The sequence below is a fragment of the Stutzerimonas kunmingensis genome (assembly GCF_002929225.1).
Classification (GTDB): domain Bacteria; phylum Pseudomonadota; class Gammaproteobacteria; order Pseudomonadales; family Pseudomonadaceae; genus Stutzerimonas.
Genome location: NZ_PISM01000021.1, coordinates 443,546 through 467,767, shown reverse-complemented (window position 1 = coordinate 467,767; position 24,222 = coordinate 443,546). Strand labels below are relative to the sequence as shown.

The window sequence follows — 24,222 nt, the reverse complement described above, 5'->3', positions numbered from 1 at the left end:
GGCCCTTTCTCATACACATCCGGATATCGCCGTAGGGTGGACTTCAGCCCACCAACAACGTCCCGGATCAATCGTCACTTGTCACTGGCAGCTCGCCCCAGCTCGATCTTCGGCGCCCAGCCAAACCATTCCTCCTGCGGCTCCTTGAACAAGGCGAACGTCTGTCCCGGTAGTGCGCTGCGCCCCATCTGCTCGCCATCAGGCGTGGCAAAGGCAACACCGCCCTCGATCAGCGACTCCAGCGAATCGGTACGCAAACTGGCGCCCTTGAACAGGCTGAAGTCGACACCGAAGCCACTGGTTTCCCAGAAGCGGCTGCCGGTGTGCACCAGTGCAGCATAACGCGGCTCGATAAGTACGCGGATCAATACACGGTCGGCAGTCTGCCCCAACTCGTAGCCAGTCACCTCACCGACCTTCACCTCACGGTAGGTGACCGCATTGCCTGGCTTGATCGAACCCAGACGCGCCGCGCTGAGGACCAGGGTGAGCCCTTCACCAGCCTTCTGCGGCTCACGCTCCTGGCCCACGAAATGCGCTTGAGCGGCCGCACCTGGTTTGCCGGGAGCAACCTCAAGATAGGGACCACTGACCAGCGTATCCAGATTGGCGGTGCGCATGAGGCCAAGCTCGGGCCGTACGACCCAGAACTGAGTGCCAGCACGAGCAATCCGCGACTCTGCGGCGGTAATCCGGGCCCGCAGCACGACGTGTCCGAGGTCATCGCTAAGCGTCACACTGTCAACCTCGCCGACCTCCAGCCCCTTGTAGCGGATCGGCGTGCCGGCACCGAGTCCGTCGCCGCGATCGAGACGAATCTCTATCGAGGTACCGCGCCGTATTGCGCTGTCCCGGTCCTTGTGCAACTTAAATCGGGGCACCTTTCTGGTAGCCGGAGCTTGCGGCTCCGGCGTCTCGAATGCGATGCCCCCGGCCAGCAGGCTCTGCAGCGATTCGCTGCGTACCTCAATACCGGAAAGCCCGCCGGTAAGGGAAATGCCACTGGCATTCCAGAACCGGCTCGAACTGTTCACCAGGTCGGCGTAGGGCTGCTCGATGTGCACGCCAACCACGACCCGCTGCTGGTCGCGCGAGAACTGGTAACTCTGCACGGAGCCAACCCGTACCTGGCGATAGAGCACAGGACTACCGACATCCAGCGAACCGAGGTTGTCCGCCGTCAGTACCAGGTGAAGACCGGGCGAGCGTATGTCCAGCGGTGGTGCCTTGGCGCGTGCGACGAAGTTGCGCCTGGCTTCTGCGCCCTTCTCGCCGGGGCGAACAGCAATGTAATTGCCGCGCACCAACGCCTCGAGCCCGGATATCCCGGCAACCGAAACCGACGGTTTGACCACCCAGAACTGCGTGTCCTCGACCAGATAATCCTCGAATAGCGGGTCGATGGAGAGTTCGGCCTGCGCGCCGCTGAGGTCGGAATCGATATCCAGCTTCTTCAGCAGACCGACCTGCATGCCCTTGTAGATGACAGGCGTCCGGCCGGCCTGCAGCCCATCGAAATCCTGCAGAGATACGAGCGTCTTGATACCCGCCTGGGCCGCATCGAAGTCCTCGTAGAGCCGGAACGGGATGCTCGGATCGGTCGCAGGGCTGTCCTTGCGGTGAGATGGCGTGGCGAAGGCGATACCGCCGGCGACGATGCTAGCCAGCGACTCCGTACGGAACTTAACCCCCGTCAGACCGGCATCCACGGTGACGCCGCTGGCATTCCAGAATCGCGTGTGCTTGCGCACCAGATGGGCGTACTCCGGCTGGATATACAACTGCACCTCGACGGTACTGTCGTCCTCGGACAACACGTAGTTCTTCACCTGTCCGACCTGGATCTGCCGATAGAACACCGGACTGCCGCGATTCAGCGAGCCAAGGCGCTCGGCTTTGAGCGTCAGGTGCAGGCCGATGCGGCTATCGGACATCGGCGGCTCTTCCGCCAGCGCAACGAAACGCCGCGATGCCTCGCCATCAGCAGGGCTGATACCGATGTAGTTGCCCGACACCAGAGTCTCCAGCCCGGTAATCCCGGCTAGCGTCACACTGGGCTTGACCAGCCAGAAGCGCGTGCCGCTGCGTAGATAGCCATCGACGTCCTTGTTCATCTCGATGTCCGCGACAACGACCTGCCGACGCTCATCATCGCCGAGGCGCAGATCCCTTACGACACCAATCGTCATGCCCTTGTAGAGCACCGATGTTTTGCCGATCTCGATACCCTCGGCACTTTCGAAGACAACCTCGATGTATATGCCACGTTCACTATAGGCTTCCCACGCCAGCCACGCGCCGATCGCCAGTGCGATCAACGGCAGAATCCAGATGGCCGACCAGCTGGATGCAGGACGAGTATTAGCTTGTGGCAGGTCAGTCATGCTTGTTCCCGGATTCCGTGTTATCCCAGATCAGACGAGGGTCGAACGTGATGGCAGCGAGCATGGTCAAGATGACCACGCTGGCGAAAGCAACCGCACCGAAGCCCGCTTCGACGCTGGCGAGGCTGCCGAAATTGACGATGGCCACCAGAATGGCGATCACAAAGATATCGAGCATGGACCATCGCCCGATCCACTCGATAAAGCGAAAAACCAATATCCGTTGGCGCGGCGACATTGGATGGTGGCGCTGTACTGAAAACAACAATATCGCGATTCCAACAAGCTTGAATGTGGGAACCAGTATGCTGGCGATGAACACCACGGCGGCTATCGGGAACATGCCGTGTTTGGCTAAGGTCACGACACCGGACATGATGGTATCCGGCGTGCCACTGCCCAGCATGCGTACCGTCATGATCGGCAGGAGATTGGCCGGCAGATAGAGCAATGCCGCTGTAATCAGAAGCGCCCAGGTTCGAACGATACTGTTGGGTCTGCGCATATGCACGCGTGCACCGCAGCGGACGCAGCGTTGATGACGCTGACCGGCATCAGCCCGATTGAGCTGATGACACTCATGGCAAACCATCAGCCCGGCGTCAGCAGCGCGCATCGCGACGCTCCGACAACGCTTGCCAGACCTGGTGCGGCGACATCACCAACTCCAGCCAGACCTGAACGACCAGCAGACCGGCAAAGCACGCCAGCCCGATCCCCAGGCTGAGTTCGGCCATGTCCCTGAGTTTGATGATCGACACCAGAATGCCGAGCAGGTAAACCTCCAGCATCCCCCATTCACGTAGATGGTGATACGTCCGGTAGAGCAGCATGCCCAATGGCTTCGCTCGATCGACCGCAATGCAGAGCAATACAGCCAGCTGGCAAAGGAGTTTAAGTAGCGGCACAGCCATGCTGCAGAGAAACACCACCACGGCGATACCTTGCATGCCGCTGTTATACAGACTGAGCACACCACTCCAGACCGTATCGTCAGTAACCCGGCCGAGCAGATTCAGTCTCATGATGGGTAGGAAGTTGGCCGGGAAGTACAACAGCAACGCAGCGAGCACCAACGCCAGCCCAGGTCCGACGATTCGATGCCGCAAGCGAAACAGCTCACAACCGCAACGAGGGCACTCAGCAACCTCGCCGAGATTGAGGTTCGGCTTGAGCATCAGCAAATCACATTCAGGGCAAGCGACTAACTGCTCGAGCGGAACCTCATCAAGCCCTGGCGTAGCAGCCGATTCCGGCATAGCAAATATCCGAGCAAAGCACTCATTCTAAACGAGCGGCAGACGCCGCTGTGAGCTGTCAGTCGGACGAAGACGACGACACTCAGTAGCAGTGAACGACCGAGTGGGACTATCGATATGTTGTCGTTGGGCCCCGATCTGCTGGGTGCCTACTCATAGCCACCAGAGGGCAAACCGGCCCGCGGCTTGTCGCGCAACCGTTCGTCAACAGAAAACGGCAACGGCTGATTTCAGCATCGGCACTATACGAAGGCATGACCATGGCTCTTGATAGATCGCAGGCAGACACGCTCCAGAACAAGTCCTGCACGGCCTCGGCCTGCCCCGCACTATTCGGCCATCCCTTCTACACGCCGAGCCGGAAACAGCCCTAGATGTCTCGATAGATATTTCTTCAGCCCAAAAGCAAACCCCCGACCAGCTTACGCGGGTCGGGGGTTTGGGAAAGGAGCTTGACGATGACCTACTCTCACATGGGGAGACCCCACACTACCATCGGCGATGCGTCGTTTCACTACTGAGTGCATCATCTGCCGCACCACCCACTCCCGATGCTCTATCGAATAACGCGCCACACGGCTCTCACTTCCGCCCACCGACCAAGACTCATCGAATCAACTCACACGACAACTATCCTGACGCGGCGGGCATGCTAGATAACGTTGATATCGTCGTTGATGACCTTGAGAAGGCAAGAGATTGGTGGTGCGAGTAATGCCTAACAAGGCGCTGCTGTCGGACAAATTTTCCGCTGCGCTCCAAATTTTCCGCAGAGCGCGGCGTTAGGCATCCACAGGAGCCTTCATGCCCATAGAGATTGAATCTTTAACCTTCAGTAAAAATGGTCAAAAATACTATGGAACCATAGTAGGTTACGATACTGATTACTTCTGGCTCCTAGTGCCCGAATTGAAAAGTATTTTTGTAGGAAATCCCAATAGAATTTACACGAACGCAGAAGAAAAATATTTTTAGATATTTGATCATCATCAAACCTTAGAGGAAATATTCTCCAAATCAAACGACCCAGAATCATATATATTTGAATACAGCAAAAATCCCGAAAAAATCAAAGCCCTAGTCAAAGCCCACAAACTACTTCTGCCAGCCTAACTGGCGTCACACAAAATCAAAAAAACCTCATCACAGCCAACCGCCATAAAACCAAAAGTATTAATAATGAATTACAAAGAACTAGCAATCGAATTTCTACAAGCCACCAGCACTATTGTTGTTCTTGCCTTTTTATTCGCAGCAATTGGCTCCGGAACAGCAAAACCTCCACTTAACGCAATAACATTTGCGTTAGTATTTGGTGGGATACCCACCATGCTTGCAAAAAGATTCATTCTGAGCTTTACGCGGCGAGAGCAATAAAAACCAAGCCCATATGCAAGCCTAACAACTGGTATATGGACTCTCCCCACAAGTAGTGAGCAAAGCTTTGCTTTTGCACCTGTCGTCAGCGCGGTTGCATTCGTTTATCCGGCCTGTTTTGGGCTTTTCCGCCCTGGCCATTCTGTAGTTCGCGCAGCGGGGGCCAAGCGTTCAATCGATCCCAGGGATCATCGTTGTTATCGGCCTTGTTCCGCTGCAGGACTCGCCTGTTCCGACAGTGCTGCTGCTCACCACAACCACAAGAAAACCATCACTCCTTTCTGATTACCCCCGCCGTCAGGCGGTCTTTACGCTTTGCCAGTTACCGCTGAAACGCCGCTCATGGCACCACACGGCCCAGCAGATCCTGGCCAGTTTGTTGGCTAACGCCACAGCCGCTTTGTTGTGGCCGATACGGGCTGCCGTCTCGACGGCCCAGCGTTGTAACTGGGTTAGTTTTTCTGGCGTGCGGGCCTGACAGCGTTGCGCTGCCAGCAAGGCTGCTCGGGAGCCGTGGATTAACAGTGTGCGCACATAGACGTTGCCCTGCCGGCTGATATGACCGAGTTTGCGGCGGTCGCCGCTGCTGAACTCACGCGGTGTCATGCCCAGCCAGGCGCTGAGCTGGCGACCACTGGCGAACCGTTCGGGCTTACCGACAGCGGCGGTCAGGGCGCTGGCCGTTAGCAGGCCAATACCGCTGACTTCATCGAGTTTGCGCACTATTTCATCGTCAGCATGCCAACGCTTGAGCTGCTGCTCGCACTCGGCCATGCATTGTTCGTGCAGGTTGATTTCCGCCAAAACGATATGCAGTTGATGACTCAAGGGGGCGAGCTCTGGGCGGTCAACCAGCTCGTGGGCGGCGCGGAGAAAAGCGGCGGTGGACGCTGGGGCTTCGATGCCCGCCTCGCGCAGGATGCCGCGCAAGAGGTTGATGCGCTGGGTGCGGCTTTTCTTCCAGGTCTCGCGCAGCCCATGCAGTTGCTGCAGTTGTTGCTGCTCATGGGTTTTCACGGGCACCGGATTAATATCCCTGCAGCGTGCCGCCTCTAACATTGCGTCGCAGTCGTTGCGGTCGGTTTTGTTGCGGCGGCGATACGGGCGCACATAGCGCGGGTGGATCAGCTTTACCGCATGCCCCAGTTCTGCACCACGCGTCCCCAGTAATGGGCCGTACCGCAAGCCTCCATCACCCACTCGACCGACTCGGCCTGCTCCTGTATATATCGCCTAAACGCCTCTCGGTTCAGCCGTTTACGCTGCACTACTTGGCCGGAACGGACACTCTCGGCAACTTGGTAAACGGACTTGGCCAGATCAACTGCAATTCGCTTCATGACGACACTCCAATTTCAGTCACCACCGTTCTCGGTATAGAACTGTGGCGCGGGGAGAGTCCATTACAGCATTCAAGTCGCTCACTTCGTTCGCTGGGACCGGCTAAAGCCAGCCCCTTAGCCAAAACGTTAGACCCACACAAGGAAAGTTTACTGATGAAGCCAGATAGCATTGGATGGTTTATTCAGGTTATTGGTGATTTACCGTCTGATGACTCTGTCGCGAATCGGACGCCAGGCTACAACAACTACTCGACACAGAAAGAGCATTGGCTCGGCTGGCTGAACCCTAACTCGGATTCAGGCACATATCCGCGCGCAAGTAAACCCGATCGTGATGCGCGGTATGTTTACATACCATATTATGGAACCAAAGATGCTCTTGTGACTTGTCTCAGCGGCCAGGGTTAGCCCTGATCTAATCCAAGGAGCGGTGCTCGCATCTGAAAGCGCTTCATCATTAGCGAGCAAAGCCGCCGCAGTACGCAAGTGTATTCCTTGGTCTGTAGTATCTACCGCACTAACGACATTTGCTGCTGCCGGGGACTAACAACTGCAAACCGTTCGCTTTGCTCACTGGGACGGGCTAAAGCCCGGCCCTTAGCTTAATCGTTATGAATCGCTGAAGCTCAGTCAGATCAAATTACCCTTCTTGTCTGGTGCATTTCCGGGTTGCGTTTGCGTCTTTTTTCTTGGTCGAACTTGGCGCATTGATCAGCGTGGCATCAACAATGATGCTTGGCGCAACGACAAACCCCGGCCGTCCAGGTAGCGGTTGACTACGGCCAGGCTGCCGGCAGGCAGTTCGTGTTTCTCCAGCAGGTGACAGAAGTTGAGGATGGTGGTTTCGTCGAGTGCGTACCAGGCTCAGCCAGCGAACTGGCGCAGGATAGTGATCTCATACAGCGCTTCCTCCATCGCCGGGTCGCTGTAGCCAAACCAGTTCAGCATCAGATGCACGCGCAGCATCGTCACACTGGATAGGCCGCCCGCCCATAACCAACCCAATGGAGCTCAAGGTGTTTGGTATGCCAACTAGTATGGCCGGGGTCTACCAGCCCCCTAACTCGCTGTTGGGCGAATGCTGCCTAGCTAGCAGTGATGATTGCACCATGCAGCATGCATAGCAGCCCAGTGCAACAGCTATAACGCAGGTAAAAGCTCAATTAGACCCGACATCCAGCACAGGGAATTTTGCAAAGTTTCTGTACCAATCAACTGGTTCAGGATCTTACATGCGCATCAAACCAACCCCACCCAAGACTGAAAAAAAGCCAACCTTGGCTCGATCGTCTTTTGCCTCTCTTGCCCCGGCTATCGCATTTCTTAACGAAATGCAGTTTGTTTTCGGCCCTCTCGACTGGACGCCCATTCCGGACCGGGTGATCCACCGTTTCGACGTCCCTGGCGATCGTCCTAGCTCGAAAAATGGCTGGTACGTGCTGTTTCCTGGCGAAATTTGGGGCGGAGCCTTCGGCAGCTGGAAAGCCGACATCTCACGAACTTGGTCGAGCCGGCATCCAGCCAGTACGGTAGAGAAGTATGTGATGGACCAGCAATTTCAGGCGTTGCGACGGCAGCAAGCTGCTCTTAGGCATGAACGGCACAGCCAAGCCTCGATTAAAGCACGCGAGCTGTGGAAGTCCTCCAGCGGAGCTAGCAGTGACCATCCTTACCTCGTACTTAAAGGTTGCGAATCCCATATTCTGCGCGTTAAAGACAGTGTCTTGCTCGTCCCTCTGTTCTCTGAGGGTACGTTGATGAACCTACAGCGCATTTATGTACAGCACAATTGCCCTGAAGAAAACAGGAAGTTATTTCTGAAAGGAGGAAAGGTAGAAGGTTGCTACTCTCCCATCGGCTCGCTGCAAACCGATCGACCTGTGTACATTTGCGAAGGATGGGCAACAGGAGCAACTATCCATGAGGAAACTGGCTCACCTGTAGCTTGCGCGATGAACGCGGGAAATCTGTTAGCTGTTGCTAAGCAGCTACGACGCCGTTATCCGAGCATTGAGATCATCCTGGCTGGAGATGATGATCGAGAGTCTAAGCATAACCGCGGCCGAACCGACGCTACTCGCGCGGCTGATGAACTGAAGTGCAGTGTAGTTTTCCCCGCTTGGCCAGAAGGCAGTCCTCTACATCTGACTGACTTCAACGACCTACGCCAATGGCTGAGGGCAAGAGCATGAAAGCTGCGCTCATGACTTTGGCACAGCGCCCCTCGTTTGATCCGACGCTCCCTCCCGTGCCACTGTTGGCAAGCTCTGCGCAGCCCACGCCTTATCCCTTAGAAGCCTTTCCGCAGCTTATACGAGATGCCGTTTTGGCAATAGCAGAGCTAGTACAGGCTGCGCCGGCGCTGGCAGGACAGTGCGTGATTGGCGCAATCGTTCATATTGCACAGACCCGCGTTAAAGCACCTGCCATCCACGGTCCTGATGGCATGCCCTGCTCATTGTTCTTGCTGACTTTAGCTGAGTCTGGCGATCGCAAAACTGATTGCCGAAAGCTCGCTTTCAAAGTCATCGATGAAGGCGAGCGAGAAAGCTTACGTCTATGGCGGCAGGAGAATACCGAAAGCCTAGGCAGGTCAGCAAAGCTCAGTCGAAAGGACAGAGAAAAGTTCCTGCAGGACCACCCCCTCCCTCGCGAACCGCGCTCGCAATATAGCGACGCCACCTTTGAGCGAATTGCCGGCGACATGATACGCGGCACGTCTGCAGCTTCCTGGGACACTGACGAGGGTGGTCAGGTACTAGGTGGTGCGTCTTTAAAATCCGACACACGTGCCGCAACCCTTGGCGGCTTGGTCAAAGGATTCGATGACGGTACTTTCGAGCGCTCGCGCTCGCTAGGTAACTTAGAGGGATCAGGCTCTGCCTTCGATCGCCGTCTGAGTATTCACCTTCTTGCCCAACCGGTCACTGTAGCCAATGCCCTTGCAGACCCCTTGCTACAAGGGCAAGGATTTCTGCCTCGCTTTTTGTTCGCAAGTCCAGCGACACTGGCTGGTACTCGCCTGATAACTGTAGAGCAGATGACTCGCAAATCATGTTCGGACCAGCGCCTGGTGAATTTCTGGGCCAGGTGTCTGGAATTGATGGCTAGTCCGCAGTACATCAACAGCGAAACGGGCGAGGTGCAGCCGCCCGTTATAGAACTGTCCGCCGACGCCCTTGATGTATGGGTTGAGTATTACAACAAGGTAGAGACCGAACAGGGCCTGCTAGGTGAATTCGCCTCTTTGCGACCTTTCGCTAGTCGCGCAGGCGAGCTTGCACGGCGCCTAGCAGCAGTCTTTGCATGCTTCGAAGGAAAAGCCGAGATCGACGGCGATTGCATGAGTCGTGCAATTGCATTGGTGCAATACTCATTACAAGAGTGGTCGCGGTACATAGACAGCGGAGCAGTAAAACAAACTCTCAAGCAAGCTGCTGAGCTAATGGAGTGGTTCGAAGATCCGAAACGGGCCGGACACTGGAGGGAGTTCCACGTCAATAAGCTCGGTAAATCTGGACCACCGATTGTCCGTAAAGCGAAGCTGCGGGACGAGATACTAAATGTGCTACTCATGCACCGTCAGCTACTAACCGACGATGGCAAAACGTTCCGTATCAATATGGCTGCAGAAATTGCCGCTCCCGAGGAATTTTGACTCCCGCGCTATGTCGATGCGGATTCTTCGGAAAATCCGAAGCGCAGTCCGCATCCTTCCGCAAAGCATCCGCATCGCATATGCAGCCAAGTCAAGAGACCCGCAAAATCCGCAAAATCCGCACGCATCTTAAAGCTATTATCATTAACGGATCCGGCATGATCCTTCTCGTTCTTGCGCTGGACTTTGCCAGGCAGGCTGTTCTTGCCAATTTCCCGTAAGTGCTGCACCGTATTGCCACCTGACAGCTCAATTCTCGACTATGATTTTCGGCGTGCTTCTCGATATCGGTATAACTAGTATTAACGCAGACCACGTTTTTCGCCATGCAGCACTGTCCGCCATATCGGGGTAGTGCTTACTACGCTGAGTACAAACCGGGCTCCTCATCCACGAAAATGTGTCCTTTAATACTTAAGCACTATTGGCCTAGTGCATTTTTCCTGGATGCAAATGCCATATTGATTCCTGGTCGGGCTTGGCGCGATTATCTTGCTTGTGATCGACGGTGGTGTCAGCGCGATTACATACCTAGGTCGCCCTGGAAGGTATGAATCACCGCCAAGATCCCGGCACTTAGTTTGTGTTTCTCCGGCAGGCGACGGGGGTTGAGAATGATGATGCGTTCGTAAATACGCTTCAGGTTCAGCTAGCGCGTTAGTCCAATACTCATTCGCTCCATGGACTGCAATCAGCAAATGAAACCCTTCGGCAAGCAGTTATGCCAATGGAGTGGTACAACGCTCCGAAGCGGGCTTGGCCAAGAGATTTCCACACCAATTAACTCCGTAAATCATGATCTACGGTCCGTGATGCAAACTTCGGGATGCGAGTCCGTCCGCTATGCTCACACCGCCACCTACTGACCGGCAATAACGACACGATCTGTATAAATATGGCTGCGGAAAGTGCGGATCCTGAGGAACCTAGATGCTCGCGAATGTTTGGATGAGGACCCGTTGCGGACTGATGCGGAAGAAATCTAGGAACGCGGGCAACTAACCGAATACCGTAAAAGAAACTTCGACCGAGAACCATGAAGGCTGTGTGCTGGCAAGAGAGTGGGCAGCGCCGGAGTCCAGCTATGCGTGACGCATCAACAGGCCGAAGCGCTTGCCCTTGGGAAGTAGAAACAGCCAGAGATCGCTGGCTCCTTGCAGCTGGGACACACCAGAACGACGGCGCGCTCGACCATTCCCCCTAAGAGCTATCTCAATGGATACCATAGGCCTTGGGGGAGTAAAGAGTCAGGTTGACTCCCGCATCGTAAGCGATCCACCAACCCCACCTTGTTATATGAGGCGTGTTCCGTTTAGCGTGGCGGCGCTGGCGAGCAGTTCCACGGCAGCAGCGCTTCATAGTCTTCGACCCTGTTGGCGGTCGGCAGGCGTTCGAGCACATGGCGCAGCCAAGCGTAGGGCTCCTGGCCGTTGGCCTTGGCGGTTTCGATCAGGCTGTAGATCTTTGCGCTGGCCGTCGCGCCCTTGGGCGTGTCGCTGAACAGCCAGTTCTTGCGGCCGATGACGAACGGGCGGATGGCGTTCTCGGCGCGATTGTTGTCGATAGGCAGATTTCCGCCTTCGACGTAGCGCACCAGCTTGCTCCAGTTGCTGGCCAGGTAGTTCACGGCCTTGCCCAGGGCTGTCTTCCCATGCGGCTGCGCCCTCAAGCGTATCGGAGAAGACGTCAGCGAAAAGCTGGACTACACACCAGACGTGTTTACCGTCGAACGCCATGTCCGTGGCAAGTGCGTCTGTGATGACTGCGAAACTCTGATCCAAGCACCGGTTCCGGCCCAAATCATCGATAAGGGTATCCCGACCGCCGGGCTACTTGCCCACGTCATGATCGCCAAGTTTGCCGATCATCTTCCGCTGTACCGCCAGGAGTCGATTTTCGGTCGTGCGGGCTTGGCGATTCCACGTTCCACTTTGGCTCAATGGGTAGGCGTGACCGGTGTGCAGTTGCAGCCCCTGGTCGACGCGCTGCGCGATGTAGTGCTCGGGCAGCCGGTCGTCCACGCCGATGAAACACCAGTACAGATGCTTGCGCCCGGCTCAAAGAAAACCCACCGCTCATATGTGTGGGCCTATGCCACCAGCCAGTTCTGCAAAACAGCGGCTGTCGTTTACGATTTCAGCCCCAGCCGCGCCGGTGAACATGCTCGCAACTTCCTGCAAGACTGGAGGGGCAAGCTGGTTTGCGATGATTTTGGCGGTTACAAGGCCAGCTTCGAACTCGGCGTGACCGAGATCGGCTGCATGGCCCATGCGCGGCGCAAGTTCTACGAACTGCACGTCACCAACAAGAGCATGCTCGCCGAGCAAGCCCTGCGCTATATCCAACTGCTGTACGAAATCGAAAGCGAAGCCCGCGACCTGGAGCCGGATCTACGACGCCAAATACGGCAGGAAAAAGCGGTACCGGTGATGGATAGGCTGCATGCCTGGATGATGGCGCAGCGCGATCTCGTGCCCGAAGGCTCAGCCATCAGCAAAGCACTGAGTTACAGCCTGAAACGCTGGGCGGCGCTGTCGCGCTACCTCGATGACGGGGCTGTACCCATTGATAATAATTGGGCAGAAAACCAGATCCGGCCCTGGGCTCTTGGACGCAAGAACTGGCTCTTTGCAGGTTCGTTGCGTAGCGGAAAACGGGCTGCGGCGATCATGAGCCTGATCCAGTCTGCACGGCTCAATGGCCATGATCCGTACGCTTACCTGAAGGATGTCCTCACGCGCCTGCCGACGCAGCGGGCGAGTGACATCGATCAATTGCTACCGCATAAGTGGCAGCCACTTTAATCACGCAAGGCGTGATGGCCGGACGCATACCCTTTTACGTCACTCCTTTCAAGCATTAATACTGTGACTGGCGTAATCTTCAGTCCAATCGAAGGCGACAGGCGGAGCCGCTCTATAGCGCAGCTTTCCGGCGCCTGTTGAACGTCATTAAAAGCCATTATTTGTCGAAATGGATCAACAAACGAGACCGCTCCGATAGCCATAGCCCATGTAAAGCGGTAGATAATTTAGCTGGGGATGGGCCCACACCACAAACAAGGAAGCACCATGTACAAAATGATTACGGCGGGCATGCTGATTGGCGCACTGTTCAGCGGCTCCGTGCTTGCACGGACAGTGGCTGACGAGCAGTTGCTTGAGCTCGACCGAAACCGCACCAGCGTCGATTACTACGACTCATCGGAAGATCGAATGGATGAGTCCTACAAGACCCACATCCTCGCCATGATGAAGGTGCTTGAGGGTTACAAGTGGATCAGTGACGCCGAAGAGGTCAGAGAGGCCGGCTTCACCTTTAAGCCCAAAACTGACCTGAAATTCAACTGGAACGACCCAAAAGTCGAGCTGGGCTATTTCGTGGAGGTGGAGCGCTTCTATTATGGCGATCCAATGACCAAGCGTGTTCACTATGCTTGGCAGAGCCCCATCGATGGGTACGTGAACCTGCAGGGCTGGGATGAGCGGGACTTTAACTTGCACATCAAAGTGGTCAGCGACACCGAGATCGATGTCTATTTCCAGACCTACGCCAGTGAAGAGCGCTATCGGTTCTACCGCGTTGAGGAGTGGCGAGCAGATCCCAATCCCTCTGAAAAACTAAAGAGCGCGCGCGAGAGAGGCACCATCTTCTAAATCGCGCTCGAAGCCGGCACGTCACTTGGCAATCCGGCTCAGCATTAAGAAACCGGCCTCGTGCCGGTTTTTTCGTAATGTTCGGTGCGGATTCCACGCCATCCGGCCACCCAGTCCACGCTCATCTGGCCAGGCATTCCACGGCCATCTGGCCACCTGTTCCACGGCCATCCGGCCGGGCAGTCGGAGCGCAGCGACGCAGGGCTGGCATTGTTAGTCTGAGGTGCCCGGCGTCGTCAATTTCTGCGTCCGTTTGCGCATTGATTCACCCTTCAGATTGATCCGGTAAGCGTTGTGCACCAGGCGGTCGAGGATGGCGTCGGCCAGGGTCGGGTCGCCGATCAGCTCGTGCCAGTTGTCCACCGGCATCTGGCTGGTAACGATGGTCGAGCGCTGGCTGAGTTTGAGCGTTAGCACCCACATTCAGACAAAGGATGAACTCCGGTGAAAACGGGAGCTCAGCATCCAATGATCAGCAGGCTATGGGTAGGTGGGGTTTATGGAGCGGATACGCTGGAGGGATCAGGGAGGTGTGTTGGCCAGACGCTTACGCAACAGTAGCTGCTCGGCCCGGTGCAGGGTGGTATCGGGATCAATCCACTCGCGAGCCAGCTCCGGTGTCAGCACAATCGGGCGTCGGTCATGGATATCGACCATGCCTCCCTTCGAGTCTGCAGTGATAATCACAAAGCCATCTCCGTCGCACTGTTCTCCGTCCGCTGGGTATTTTCCGATTGCTGCGAAGAAACAGGCAGAACCCTCGCGCGGCTGGATGAAGTACGGCTGCTTTCGCTTTGGGTCCGTTTCGTCTTTCACCCACTCGTACCAGCCGTCTGCTGCCACCAGGGCTCGGTTCGGCCAGATTTGCCGGAAAAACTTCCCCTCCGCGACCTTCTCCACCCGGGCATTGATGGGCGGTGGCATCTTCCCCTTCGCCCAAGCCGGGGACTACCCCAAGCGCACTGGCGAAGCGATAAGCCCACCAACTAAAACACGTAGTAGATGTACGGGAATGCTCGCTGCTACGTTGTAACGCGCTAGCGGCGTGTCATCCCACCCAGCCAGGGGTGATTGTTTTCACCCAGCTCGTCCAGGTAAGCCTCCAGGCTTTGTCGTTGGACGAAACGTCCGCACATGTCCTCCTCCCGTTATTTTCGATTGACTGTGTACTGCCGCTAACAAATACTGTTCATCCATCCAGTGCTCAAGGTGACTCCCGTGGACAGCGTTTCGATCCTCGGCCCCGTTGCGCCCTCCCCGACGACCATTCCATTTTTCCTGCCGACCGTCCCGGCTGGGTTTCCGAGCCCCGCTCAGGACCACCTGGAGCAGCGAATCTCGCTCGACGAGCTATTTCGCCTGCACCGCCCGCAGATATATCTCGCTCAGGTTTCAGGCCATAGCCTGACGGGCTTAGGCATTCTCGACGGCGACCTAGTGCTGATAGACAAAGCGCTGCAACCGCGCCGCGAGGACGTGGTGATTGCCTGCCTCAATGGCGATCCACTGATCAAGATTTTCGACATCGAGTCGCAGCAGGTGGTGCTGCACTCTGCCAATTCGGCTTACCCACCGCGATACGTGCTGGAAGGCGAAGAGCTGCACATCTGGGGGGTTTATATAGGCCTGTGCCGGCGGGGTCGCAACAGTGGCTGAGAACGTTTTCGCGCTGATCGACTGCAACAGTTTTTACTGCAGTTGCGAGCGTGTTTTTCGCCCCGATCTGATGCGCACGCCTATTGTGGTGCTGTCCAATAATGACGGCTGCGTTATCAGCCGCACCCCCGAGGCCAAGGCGCTAGGCATCAAGATGGGCGAACCTTGGTTTAAGGTTCGGAGGTCCTACGAAGCAGCTGGAGGAGTTGCGTTCAGTTCAAACTATGCGCTGTACGGCGACATCAGCGAACGGGTCATGACCGTCATCGAAGGGCTGGTACCGAAGCTGGAGGTTTACAGCATCGATGAAGCCTTTGCAGAGTTGACAGGCATCCAGTCGGACCTGGTGCGCTTGGGCCGTGAGATCCGCTCTCAAGTTTTAGCCAGTACCGGCATTCCTACCGGAGTCGGCATCGCCTCGACCAAGACCTTAGCGAAATTAGCCAATTACGCTGCGAAAAGGTGGCAGAAGCAGACCGGAGGCGTGGTGGATCTCACTGATTCCCAACGCCGCGACAAGCTGCTCCGCGCCGTTGCAGTCAACGAAGTGTGGGGCATCGGCCGGCAACTGACCGAACGCCTCGGCGCGATGGGGATTCGGACAGCGTGGCAGTTGGCTCAAACAGATGCCTGGACCTTGCGGAAGAAATTCAGCGTGGTATTGGAAAAAACGGCACGGGAATTACAGGGCACTGCTTGCCTGGAACTGGACAGCGTCGCGCCACCGAAACAGGAGATTTGCTGCAGCAGAATGTTCGGCGAGCGTCAGGAAGACCTGCCCCCCATCCGCGAAGCGGTCGCCACATACGCGGCCAGGGCGTGCGAAAAGCTTCGCGCGCAAGGCTCTGTCTGCAGGAAAGTCAGGGTCAGCATTCGCACCGGCATGTTTAATCCGGACGAGCTCAAATTTGCCAAGGGCATGCTGTGCGAGCTGCCCTACCCCACCGACGACACCCGACTGATCACCCAGGCCGCACTTGCCGGCCTCGATGAAGTGTATCGCCCAGGTTTTTCCTATGCGAAGGCCGAGGTACTGCTGATGGATCTCTGCGGACGCGGCGAATTCACTGACGACTTATTTGCTGCCAGCCAGCCTGCTGCTTCGGAAAAGGTGATGGCCGTTCTGGATTCGGTCAACGCCAAATGGGGGCGCGGTACATTGCGGCCCGGCATAGTGCCAGCAAGCCCTGAATGGGGGATGCGCCGCGAGCTTTTGAGCCAGAGCTTCACTACGCGAGTCGATCAACTGTGGAAAGTAGCTGCACGATAAAGGCAAGGTTTCATCCCCCTCATTCCACTGCACTGACTGTGGAACAAGGGGGTAGCGTTCCACCAAGTTAGTTATGTGGAATGAAGGGGACATCAACCCACTGGGACAGCCACGTCACGCACGAACGGAACTAAATAAACCCGCGCCCGCTTCCTTCTTTAGCAGCTCATACACCACCGTCAGGAACACATCCCGTGTCGACTCATCGCTGAGCAGCTTGGTCGCCATACTCGTGTGGCTGCTCATAGCGGCGGCAATGGCAGAGATTGCTTTTGAAGGCAGATCAGCTTTCACCTCGCTGTTTAGCGGTCAAAAGCGAGAAATAAAAAAACTCTGCCGTGTCTGCACTTACTGAGCGGTGGCGCAGACGATGCAGAGCCTTCTGGTAGCCGAAGGCTGCATTGTCACCGCGCCAAATAGCAGCACGACCGACATCGCCACCTTCACAAACCAAGAGATCACCATGCCGAATGGTGTACCGCTCCAACTCCTCAGGGTGAATATCCATCTCAGGTAGATCCTGGGTGTTGATGCTGCCCCACTGCACATCCTGATTGCGTAAATAAGGAACTAAGCTGGTCTTGGTTAGCCTTTTTTCATCAAGCATTTTCCCTAGCTCAATCGAATACCGAAAGCCCAGCTTGCATACGTCCCAGTGCTCCGGCACCAGCCCCAACCACTCCACTCCGGAATCCTTGTACGCCGGATAGGGCTTGTAATGGCTCATGCCTGCACTCCTGTCGGCCCGGCCAGCATGTTCATAATCAGGCGGATCAGGGTGTCCTTTTGTGCCGGGGCGGACTCGGCGACCAATAACGCCAGCGCGGCCAGGCCAATATCGTTGATCACCGGCTGGCCAGCGTTATCAAGCAAACGGCCGTTGCGGTGCAGGAAGTCAACAAAGAGGAAGGCGCCACTACGCTTGTTGCCGTCGGCGAACGGATGGTTCTTGATGACGAAATACAACAGGTGCGCCGCCTTGGCCTCAATGCTGGGATAAGCCGGCTCGCCGAACACGCTCTGGTCGAGGTTGCCCAGCAACGCGGCCAGGTCATCGCCACGCTCGCGGGCGAACAGCTCAGTAGCCTCGCCACGACCTATCAAGTTGATTTTCAGCTCAGCCAGCGCGGTGCGTGCCTGATCTGGCGTCGGCAACACGCCTCCCGCCTGCACCAGGGGCTCACTCAGCAAGCCTTCGTCATAACGCTGCAGCAGCAGAAAGGTCTGCGCGTAGCGGCTGACGATATCTGCCAGGCCGCGTCCGGCATCGGCACTCAACTCGGGGTTATGGGTGAGACGGCGCACCATCAGCAGCGCCGCCTCCAGCTCGCCGGCATTGCTCTCGAAACGCTGGCGATTGAGGGTGAAGCCACGGGTCAGGTGTTCGCGCAGCACGCGGGTGGCCCACTGGCGGAACTGAACTCCGCGCTTGGAGTTGACCCGATAGGCCACCGAGATGATGGCGTCCAGGTTGTAGAGCTTCAGGCGGCGAGTGACACGCCGTTTACCTTCTTGCTGAACTACCGAGCTTTCCTCGGTAGTTGCCGCCTCGTCCAGCTCTCCATCGCTGTAGATGTTCTTCACGTGCAGGCTGATATTGTCAGTGGTGGTATCCAGCAATTCGGCCAGCTGCCGCTGGCTGAGCCAGACGGTTTCTCCCTCAAGACGCACCTCAACCGGATGATTGCCCACCTGATAGATCAGGATTTCGTTCATGCCGTCACCTCGCCCAGCAGTGCGGCGATTTCGGCCTCCACCGCCTTCAGATCGGCATCGATCTCGGCCAGCGCACGCGGCGGCTGGTACACGTAAAAATAGCGGTTGAAGTTGATCTCGTAGCCGACGATGCCTATCTGGCCGTCCTTCGGATCTGTCTTGCCGGTGTCGATCCAGGCATCCGGCACATGGGGCAGCACTTCGCGGGCGAAGTAATCGTCGATGGACTGATTCAGCGGCACGTTCTCGAACTCGCGCAGGTCGGAATCGAACTGCGGATTTCCCTTGTCGTCCAGCACCGACTGGGCGTTGGCGTCACGCTCGCCGAAGCAGGCAAGTGCGGCCTTCAGCGCGCCCTTGCCGAGCTTCTTGATGCCAGCCGCCTTGAGGAAGGCCGACAGATTGTCGAAGTCGCCCTGCACCGAAGCAAAGGCCTCAATCTGGTCGGCGCCCTTGGTGTTCTGGTAAGCGGCGAGCTTGTCCGGGGTGACCGAGAAGCGCAGGCGCAGCGGGCGCTCAACGGTGATACGCCGGTAACCGAAGTCAGTGGTGGCGAAAATCTTGCTGTTCGCGCTTTCCACGAAGGCTTCATGCAGCTTGGCAATCTCGGCTATCTGCTCATCCGACAGGTATTTACGTTTGCTGCCCAAACTCTTGCGCATGGGGGCATGCATGGCAGTGGCATCGATCAGTTGCACCATGCCCTTGCGCAGCGTGTCCTTGTGGTTGGACAACACCCAAATATAGGTGCCGATGCCGGTGTTGTAGAACAGGTCGTTAGGCAGAGCGATGATCGCCTCCAGCCAGTCGTTTTCAAGAATCCAACGGCGTATTTCCGACTCTCCTGAGCCGGCACCGCCGTTGAACAGTGGCGAACCGGATAGCACGATGCCGATGCGGCTGCCACCCAGGTCCACGGGTTTGCGCTTGGACAGCAGGTGCATGAGGAATAGCAGCGAGCCATCGCCCACACGCGGCAGGCCGGGACCGAAGCGACCGGCAAAGCCCTGCTGGCGGTGCTCAGCCTGCACCTGCTTCTGGACGTTTTCCCACTTCACACCAAAGGGCGGATTGGCCAGGCAATAATCGAACTGCTCGTGAGGCAACAGGTCGTTGGACAGGGTGTTGCCGAGCTTGACGTTCTTGGTTTCAAACCCCTGAATCAGCTTGTCCGCCACGGAGATGGCATAGGTTTCTGGGTTGAGTTCCTGGGCATAGGGCACCAGGCGGGCATTGGGGTTCCACTCGTACACCTGCTCGATGGCAGAGGACAGGAAACCGCCCGTGCCGGCGGCACAGTCATATACGGTGCGCACCACGCCTTCGCCATTGAGTGCCTGGTGATCGGGGGCAAATACCAGCGTGGTGGCCAGACGCACAACATCACGCGGGGTAAAGAATTGGCCTGCGTCATCATTGGAAGACTCGGCGAACTTGCGAATGAGGTGCTCAAACACCAGGCCCATTTCGTGGTTGCTGAGTCGGCTCGGGTGCAAGTCGACTGCGGCAAATTTCTGCGTAACCAGATAGAGAAGGTTGGCCTTCTCCAATTTTTCCAGCCACCGATCAAAGGCGAAGTGCTCGAACACCTGGCGGGCATTGGCTGAGAACTTCGCGATGTAGTCTTCCAAGTTGGCGCGCGTACTGGTGGAGCCGACGCTGGCCAGGGAGAACTGCGAAACGTTATAGAAGGTCGCACCGGCGGTGGATGGCAGTATCAGGTCCATGTCCACGCCGCTTGCTTTCATAGCTTCGTACTGGCTACACACCTTGTCTCGGGTAGATTCCAGCACGCACTCCAAGCGACGCAGCACCGTGAAGGGCAGGATGATTCGGCCGTACTCGGAGGGTTTGAACGCGCCCAGCAGCAGATCTGCGATATTCCAAATGAAGGGGGCCAGTGTCTGTTGATGCACGCAAATATTCCTTGCTCGAAACCAAGGAGGAGCCTGAAGCCCAAGCCCTACGAGATAGCTTGATCGGGTGACGAACCTTACCCCCTCATCTGCGCCCGAGCCAGTAGGCAAACTTGCTAGTCGAGGCGACTCTGCGATCATCCACCATAGATTTGCAGCTCTGCTCTGGGAGCCTAACTAGAGCGGCCCAGCCGGTGGTGGCCGAAAACGCCGGCAGCGAATCACGAAAATGTGCTTATGCACTGCCTCCGTCTCGGGGGTTCGCCGCGGCCCGCGTTAGGGCAAAAGCCCGCGCCGTTCAATACTGCGCGGGCTTTTATTATCCAAAAATTTCAGCAGCCATAATCTGCCAGCGGACCCGCACGATGTAGCCTGAATGATCCCAGTGCTCATTACATGCTCAAGCACTCTCTTATTAACTGCTTCCAGCATTTTTATGAGTTAATCATTTTTTTATGCATTTTGCGCGGATCACAAGCTCTTTTTATCGTGGACAATTACCCCAGATCCAACAAAGGGGACACCCATGAATATTGAGTTTACTGTACAAAACTTGGAAGAGCGGAAAAACCAGTTGCTTCAGAGCATCGGGGAAATTCGTAACACTTACCTGGATGACGAGCTCAGCAACAAGGACGTCGTTCCCGTGGTAGCAGTTATCGACGGGCGCAGTATTCCTACCTGGGTGCAGATTGGTTGCGAGCGAGACTTTGTGATTGATATGCCTTCCTCGCCTATCGAGTGCTTTTTGAGTGAACTGACCTTTGGTATGAGCGAAGAGGAAATGGTGGTCTTCCTGGACACTGAAGAAAAGATGCATGATTTGAGAATGCAACTCAAAACGCTGGACACCATTCTCTCAAGTTTTGAAAAAATGGATCCTTGAGCCCGGCACAGTCATGGAAGACATCACAGAAAGCAAACTGGGCATCCAACTATCTTGGCTGATAGCGGAAAAGTTTCCCCAACTGCGTGAAGTACGTGACTCGATGGCCACGCTCGCGCAGGAGGAGGCCTTAAGAATTCAGCTCGTATACAGAAAAGCGCGCGACGAATATCAGAAGGACTTTAAACGCGGGAAGGCCTGGGTCCACGATGTGAGAATAAAGAATATTGTGAGCGGAGCACACATCGAGTGGTTTGCTTACAAAGGGCGCTACGGTGATCAGTGTTACTCCGAGGGTATTCGTAGCGAAGGACTCCTGAGGATTCCCGCGAGCAAATTCAAAAGCTGCTCAGCTGCAGAGTCCAAGGCAATCAAAGAGGCAGAGAACGCATTCTCCGAAGTCAGGAAATTCTGCAGACAGGTCTCGGGACTTTCGAACACTATAAACAACATTCCCCAAATGAGGCTTCTCGACGTCCGGTCTAGCGAACGTCTCCCACACAAAACCTATGAAGAGTATTTCGTCTGCGACTGCGAAGAGCCTTGCACCTCTTGCTTAGAGTCTTCGAGTATCGCCAATAATCATTATTGCATCTAGACAGCAGATTTTCCGCTACAGACATGATAATAAACGACGCCAGCGCGAAGCTGGCGAATCCAAAGCATGAAGAGCGCAACACGACTCTAACAACTAGTCGTCAGAGCAACCAAACAGATTTCCACCACAGTCAATAAAGTCATCCACCATAAGGAGCCCTGTTCCGGGGTTTATGCAGAATAACGGCTCCCTGTTAAAGGCATCCTCCCCACTGAGGTCGTCATCCTCTTTCTCAAAATCTAAAATAAGTATATTTTCTGCGAAAGCTCCAGGCAGTGGCACTTCTAGCGACTCAGCAGAGAGCGAGTCATTAACCACTATCCCTTGCCCTCTGGCAGGATAAACAATGGTGATGTATCCATTATTGAAGTTCTGTCCACCTAGGCGCTTCCGGAAGAAGCTGATCATATGGCCCCTTGAAATATCTTACTGGTCGGCACAGGAACGCGGCACCTGAAAGCCTGCCCATTCTTTGTCCAGAACCAACATCAAGTGCATGCTGTAACTCACTTCACGATGTATCCCCGTGCAATGGTCACTCACCGAAGCGAAGAAGCAAGACCAGGAAACGCTTGGCGCAAGCACTCTCAATGATATCATTGAGGCATCACCTGCTCCGCAATACCGGCGCGGTCGATAAATCAGGATCTATTAGGGATACGTAGTGATCAGAGTTTTCTTGCTAACTGTCAGCGTGCTGATTATGGCCGGCTGTGCAGCGCCAACGCCTTCCACCCCAGCAGCAATCAAGGAGGGGCATAGCTCAGATTCCTTGGCGCTGCAGGTGATGAATACCAACGGATACTCTTCGGGCTTAAAAGATGTGGAAGTCAATACGCAGATAGAGAGTGGTCCAGGCGGTCTCGCTCAAACGCTAGATGCGGTTCTGCTTAGGGAGCATTTGCTGGGGCGCGCCACCCCGCTCCCCGGTGTACCGAGCCCTGCGATGTCAGCATTTTTTGTGCTTGAGCTCTTCAACGACCAAACATACCTGCCACGTCATGGAATGTGGATGCCTGTATGGATGCCTCAACGCCTGGCCCGGGATCCTCTAGAAGCTCAGCAGAAGCTGACAGAGATTTTCGAGCAGGCAGCTGCCGATGCGCTGCCTGATGAGTATCGATATAAGCCTTTCGAGTGGACCAATAAGGCTATTTTTGGCGCCGAATCAAGCTACCGGATGCTTCGAGTGGATGGCCCGTTATGTGAGAACTGGTCCTGCGTTCTCCGTGGCAGCTTATCTAGCTCCGAACGGCCGGAGAAATCATTCAACGCACGCATGGTCGCTGTCGAAACCCCTTCCTTTATTAGGAATGGTGACAGTATCTCTTATCGATTGCGCGGACTGGGCGGGGTCGTGTTGGATAAAGTCATTGAGGAATATGACGAAAAGGGAATGATTTCCGGGCACTGGCATCAAGTGAAAACTGAGCCGTTGGCTGGGTTCGACCACGCAGCGTTCTATCGTCGCTTATCGGCTGCACTGCCCGACTGGGCGTTTATCTACTTTGGGCCAGAGTACACTCACAACGAAGCTGGAATTCCTTTTGTTCTCAACCGAGGTCAGGAATTGCTTTTCGTGAAGCCAGCATCTACTGACCAAGCCCTCCAACCTTACTGACCTGCACAGCCGATTACAGAAAAAGTCGCTATTTTTTGGCCTTGCCGTCGGCTTTGGGAAGGCCTCTCCTGGGAGCTCAGGATAGAGCTACATCCCGTTGGTCCGATGAAGCGCCCTGGTTTCGCTGTAATGATGGTGCCGCCTGCGTATTTTTTCTGGTGACCGCGAGGCCATCAACAGGATCGCAAAACCGAGTGGCTACTGTTCACGTGTTACGCACGGTTGTGCTCGGAGCGTCGCGGAGGGGACTCGGGTGAACGTTGCCCGCTGCTATCGATGCGGTAGCGATTCGATAGCAACTCTGCGGACACAGATTAAGCCGTTTATCCTCAAGATCGGCTGATTACCACCGACCAGCCGCTTGCGTAGCCCACAGAGCAACGGTACGTCTAGAAGATGAAACTCGATCCATCGCATGCATGCCAGAGCCGATTCGAATGTAGCGCTACCGAAACCACAGATAGCCTACAGCCACTACCCAGAACATCTCGATCATAGATGACTATCGTTCGGCTCGGAAACGTGAGGTGGGTGCCCAGCAGCTCTGAGGAAGTGCTTCTGCCTGGAAAGGGCGAACCCTCGGCCGAGCGGATAAAAACTGAGCTTGGCGATCAGGACTTGGGCATAACGTAGGCACTTCTGAGTAGTGGTCCTCGAAGTGGTCCCTTAATCGCTAAATAGCGGTAACCACAGCGAGCAATCAGACGTAACTACTTGATTTGATGGCGTCCCAGGCGAGGTTCGAACTCACAACCTTCCCCTTAGGAGGGGGATGCTCTATCCAATTGAGCTACTGGGACATCACGCGGCGGGCATGGTAACGAGCCAAGCATGATTTGTCATGCGCATCGTAAACCTGATGCCATGCAGCCTCCTACAGCC

At 55.9% G+C, this 24,222-nt stretch carries 17 protein-coding genes, 1 tRNA gene and 6 pseudogenes; 10 read left to right on the top strand and 14 right to left on the bottom strand.

Going from position 1 to position 24,222, the window contains the following annotated elements; all coding sequences use genetic code 11:
* Window positions 1-74: 74 nt before the first annotated feature.
* Genes CW305_RS18870 through CW305_RS18860 form a run of 3 tightly spaced genes read right to left on the bottom strand, consistent with a single transcriptional unit; the run spans window position 75 to window position 3,643 of the window.
* The gene (locus CW305_RS18870) at window positions 75-2,384 is read right to left on the bottom strand and encodes a PqiB family protein (RefSeq protein WP_104098608.1); all 2,310 of its coding nucleotides are present in this window, start codon (window positions 2,382-2,384) and stop codon (window positions 75-77) included.
* Window positions 2,377-3,000, bottom strand: a complete 624-nt coding sequence (locus tag CW305_RS18865) for a paraquat-inducible protein A (RefSeq protein ID WP_104098607.1) — start codon at window positions 2,998-3,000, stop codon at window positions 2,377-2,379. The genes CW305_RS18870 and CW305_RS18865 overlap by 8 nt, the downstream gene beginning before the upstream one ends.
* The gene (locus CW305_RS18860; RefSeq protein ID WP_104098606.1) at window positions 2,987-3,643 is read right to left on the bottom strand and encodes a paraquat-inducible protein A; all 657 of its coding nucleotides are present in this window, start codon (window positions 3,641-3,643) and stop codon (window positions 2,987-2,989) included. Before CW305_RS18860 ends, CW305_RS18865 begins: the two co-directional genes overlap by 14 nt.
* A 1,179-nt stretch (window positions 3,644-4,822) precedes the next feature.
* Between CW305_RS18860 and CW305_RS23295 the strand changes: the two genes are divergently transcribed.
* A complete protein-coding gene (locus CW305_RS23295; RefSeq protein WP_146067167.1) occupies window positions 4,823-5,020 on the top strand; it encodes a hypothetical protein in 198 nt (65 codons plus the stop codon).
* A 297-nt stretch (window positions 5,021-5,317) separates the two neighbouring features.
* On the opposite strand, the pseudogene CW305_RS18855 reads toward CW305_RS23295, so the two are convergent.
* Window positions 5,318-6,360: pseudogene (locus CW305_RS18855) on the bottom strand (IS110 family RNA-guided transposase).
* A gap of 647 nt (window positions 6,361-7,007) precedes the next feature.
* Window positions 7,008-7,355 (bottom strand): annotated as a pseudogene (locus CW305_RS18850) (transposase); the annotation flags it as partial.
* 240 nt (window positions 7,356-7,595) lie between these two features.
* On the opposite strand from CW305_RS18850, the gene CW305_RS18845 reads away from it, so the two are divergent.
* Window positions 7,596-8,555: a toprim domain-containing protein gene (locus CW305_RS18845; protein WP_104098605.1), complete on the top strand. Its 960-nt coding sequence runs from the start codon at window positions 7,596-7,598 to the stop codon at window positions 8,553-8,555.
* Window positions 8,534-10,021 (top strand): DUF3987 domain-containing protein, encoded by a 1,488-nt coding sequence (locus tag CW305_RS18840; protein ID WP_104098604.1) that lies wholly within the window; start codon window positions 8,534-8,536, stop codon window positions 10,019-10,021. The genes CW305_RS18845 and CW305_RS18840 overlap by 22 nt, the downstream gene beginning before the upstream one ends.
* A gap of 1,312 nt (window positions 10,022-11,333) precedes the next feature.
* Here the strand turns inward: CW305_RS18840 and CW305_RS18835 are convergent.
* Window positions 11,334-11,666, bottom strand: a pseudogene (locus tag CW305_RS18835) (IS66 family transposase); the annotation flags it as partial.
* A 7-nt stretch (window positions 11,667-11,673) separates the two neighbouring features.
* Between CW305_RS18835 and tnpC the strand changes: the two are divergent.
* Both tnpC and CW305_RS18825 read left to right on the top strand, forming a co-directional pair.
* A pseudogene (tnpC, locus tag CW305_RS18830) lies at window positions 11,674-12,825 on the top strand (IS66 family transposase); the annotation flags it as partial.
* 267 nt (window positions 12,826-13,092) lie between these two features.
* Complete coding sequence (locus CW305_RS18825; RefSeq protein WP_104098603.1) at window positions 13,093-13,677, top strand: hypothetical protein; 585 nt, start codon at window positions 13,093-13,095, stop codon at window positions 13,675-13,677.
* A gap of 213 nt (window positions 13,678-13,890) precedes the next feature.
* On the opposite strand, the pseudogene CW305_RS18820 reads toward CW305_RS18825, so the two are convergent.
* Window positions 13,891-14,082 (bottom strand): annotated as a pseudogene (locus CW305_RS18820) (ATP-binding protein); the annotation flags it as partial.
* A gap of 117 nt (window positions 14,083-14,199) precedes the next feature.
* Window positions 14,200-14,610, bottom strand: a pseudogene (locus CW305_RS18815) (SOS response-associated peptidase family protein); the annotation flags it as partial.
* A 285-nt stretch (window positions 14,611-14,895) separates the two neighbouring features.
* Here CW305_RS18815 and CW305_RS18810 point away from each other — a divergent pair.
* Both CW305_RS18810 and CW305_RS18805 read left to right on the top strand, forming a co-directional pair.
* Window positions 14,896-15,333, top strand: coding sequence for a LexA family protein (locus CW305_RS18810; protein ID WP_104098601.1), 438 nt, complete (start codon window positions 14,896-14,898; stop codon window positions 15,331-15,333).
* Window positions 15,326-16,603 carry a Y-family DNA polymerase gene (locus CW305_RS18805; RefSeq protein ID WP_104098600.1) on the top strand — a complete coding sequence of 426 codons (1,278 nt, stop codon included), beginning with the start codon at window positions 15,326-15,328 and terminating at the stop codon, window positions 16,601-16,603. The genes CW305_RS18810 and CW305_RS18805 overlap by 8 nt, the downstream gene beginning before the upstream one ends.
* 114 nt (window positions 16,604-16,717) lie before the next feature.
* On the opposite strand, the gene CW305_RS18800 is transcribed toward CW305_RS18805, so the two are convergent.
* The 4 genes from CW305_RS18800 to CW305_RS18785 are packed head-to-tail and all read right to left on the bottom strand — an operon-like array spanning window position 16,718 to window position 20,235.
* A complete protein-coding gene (locus CW305_RS18800) occupies window positions 16,718-16,897 on the bottom strand; it encodes a hypothetical protein (protein ID WP_245891007.1) in 180 nt (59 codons plus the stop codon).
* Window positions 16,887-17,330, bottom strand: a complete 444-nt coding sequence (locus CW305_RS18795) for a restriction endonuclease subunit S domain-containing protein (protein ID WP_181063912.1) — start codon at window positions 17,328-17,330, stop codon at window positions 16,887-16,889. The genes CW305_RS18800 and CW305_RS18795 overlap by 11 nt, the downstream gene beginning before the upstream one ends.
* Entirely contained in the window at window positions 17,327-18,319 is a 993-nt protein-coding gene (locus CW305_RS18790; protein ID WP_104098599.1) for a virulence RhuM family protein/type II toxin-antitoxin system death-on-curing family toxin, read from the bottom strand. The genes CW305_RS18795 and CW305_RS18790 overlap by 4 nt, the downstream gene beginning before the upstream one ends.
* Window positions 18,316-20,235, bottom strand: coding sequence for a type I restriction-modification system subunit M (locus CW305_RS18785; protein WP_104098598.1), 1,920 nt, complete (start codon window positions 20,233-20,235; stop codon window positions 18,316-18,318). Before CW305_RS18785 ends, CW305_RS18790 begins: the two co-directional genes overlap by 4 nt.
* Window positions 20,236-20,761: 526 nt before the next feature.
* Between CW305_RS18785 and CW305_RS18780 the strand changes: the two genes are divergently transcribed.
* Both CW305_RS18780 and mobI read left to right on the top strand, forming a co-directional pair.
* Window positions 20,762-21,121: a hypothetical protein gene (locus CW305_RS18780; RefSeq protein WP_104098597.1), complete on the top strand. Its 360-nt coding sequence runs from the start codon at window positions 20,762-20,764 to the stop codon at window positions 21,119-21,121.
* Between the two features lie 13 nt (window positions 21,122-21,134).
* Complete coding sequence (mobI, locus tag CW305_RS24020) at window positions 21,135-21,719, top strand: conjugative transfer protein MobI(A/C) (RefSeq protein WP_104098596.1); 585 nt, start codon at window positions 21,135-21,137, stop codon at window positions 21,717-21,719.
* 93 nt (window positions 21,720-21,812) lie between these two features.
* On the opposite strand, the gene CW305_RS18770 is transcribed toward mobI, so the two are convergent.
* On the bottom strand, window positions 21,813-22,127 hold the full coding sequence (locus tag CW305_RS18770; protein ID WP_104098595.1) for a hypothetical protein: 315 nt from the start codon (window positions 22,125-22,127) through the stop codon (window positions 21,813-21,815).
* Between the two features lie 256 nt (window positions 22,128-22,383).
* Between CW305_RS18770 and CW305_RS18765 the strand changes: the two genes are divergently transcribed.
* Complete coding sequence (locus CW305_RS18765) at window positions 22,384-23,340, top strand: cupin domain-containing protein (RefSeq protein WP_146067166.1); 957 nt, start codon at window positions 22,384-22,386, stop codon at window positions 23,338-23,340.
* 723 nt (window positions 23,341-24,063) lie between these two features.
* Here the strand turns inward: CW305_RS18765 and CW305_RS18760 are convergent.
* A tRNA-Arg gene (locus tag CW305_RS18760) sits at window positions 24,064-24,140 on the bottom strand.
* Between the last annotated feature and the right edge of the window lie 82 nt (window positions 24,141-24,222).

Excerpts from the sequence above, each read along its gene's own strand:
- CW305_RS18870 (WP_104098608.1), bottom strand. The coding sequence starts at position 2,384 with ATGACTGACCTGCCACAAGCTAATACTCGTCCTGCATCCAGCTGGTCG.
- CW305_RS18865 (WP_104098607.1), bottom strand. The coding sequence starts at position 3,000 with ATGCGCGCTGCTGACGCCGGGCTGATGGTTTGCCATGAGTGTCATCAG.
- CW305_RS18860 (WP_104098606.1), bottom strand. The coding sequence starts at position 3,643 with ATGCCGGAATCGGCTGCTACGCCAGGGCTTGATGAGGTTCCGCTCGAG.
- CW305_RS23295 (WP_146067167.1), top strand. The coding sequence starts at position 4,823 with ATGAATTACAAAGAACTAGCAATCGAATTTCTACAAGCCACCAGCACT.
- CW305_RS18845 (WP_104098605.1), top strand. The coding sequence starts at position 7,596 with ATGCGCATCAAACCAACCCCACCCAAGACTGAAAAAAAGCCAACCTTG.
- CW305_RS18840 (WP_104098604.1), top strand. The coding sequence starts at position 8,534 with ATGGCTGAGGGCAAGAGCATGAAAGCTGCGCTCATGACTTTGGCACAG.
- CW305_RS18825 (WP_104098603.1), top strand. The coding sequence starts at position 13,093 with ATGTACAAAATGATTACGGCGGGCATGCTGATTGGCGCACTGTTCAGC.
- CW305_RS18795 (WP_181063912.1), bottom strand. The coding sequence starts at position 17,330 with ATGAGCCATTACAAGCCCTATCCGGCGTACAAGGATTCCGGAGTGGAG.
- CW305_RS18790 (WP_104098599.1), bottom strand. The coding sequence starts at position 18,319 with ATGAACGAAATCCTGATCTATCAGGTGGGCAATCATCCGGTTGAGGTG.
- CW305_RS18780 (WP_104098597.1), top strand. The coding sequence starts at position 20,762 with ATGAATATTGAGTTTACTGTACAAAACTTGGAAGAGCGGAAAAACCAG.
- mobI (WP_104098596.1), top strand. The coding sequence starts at position 21,135 with ATGGAAGACATCACAGAAAGCAAACTGGGCATCCAACTATCTTGGCTG.
- CW305_RS18770 (WP_104098595.1), bottom strand. The coding sequence starts at position 22,127 with ATGATCAGCTTCTTCCGGAAGCGCCTAGGTGGACAGAACTTCAATAAT.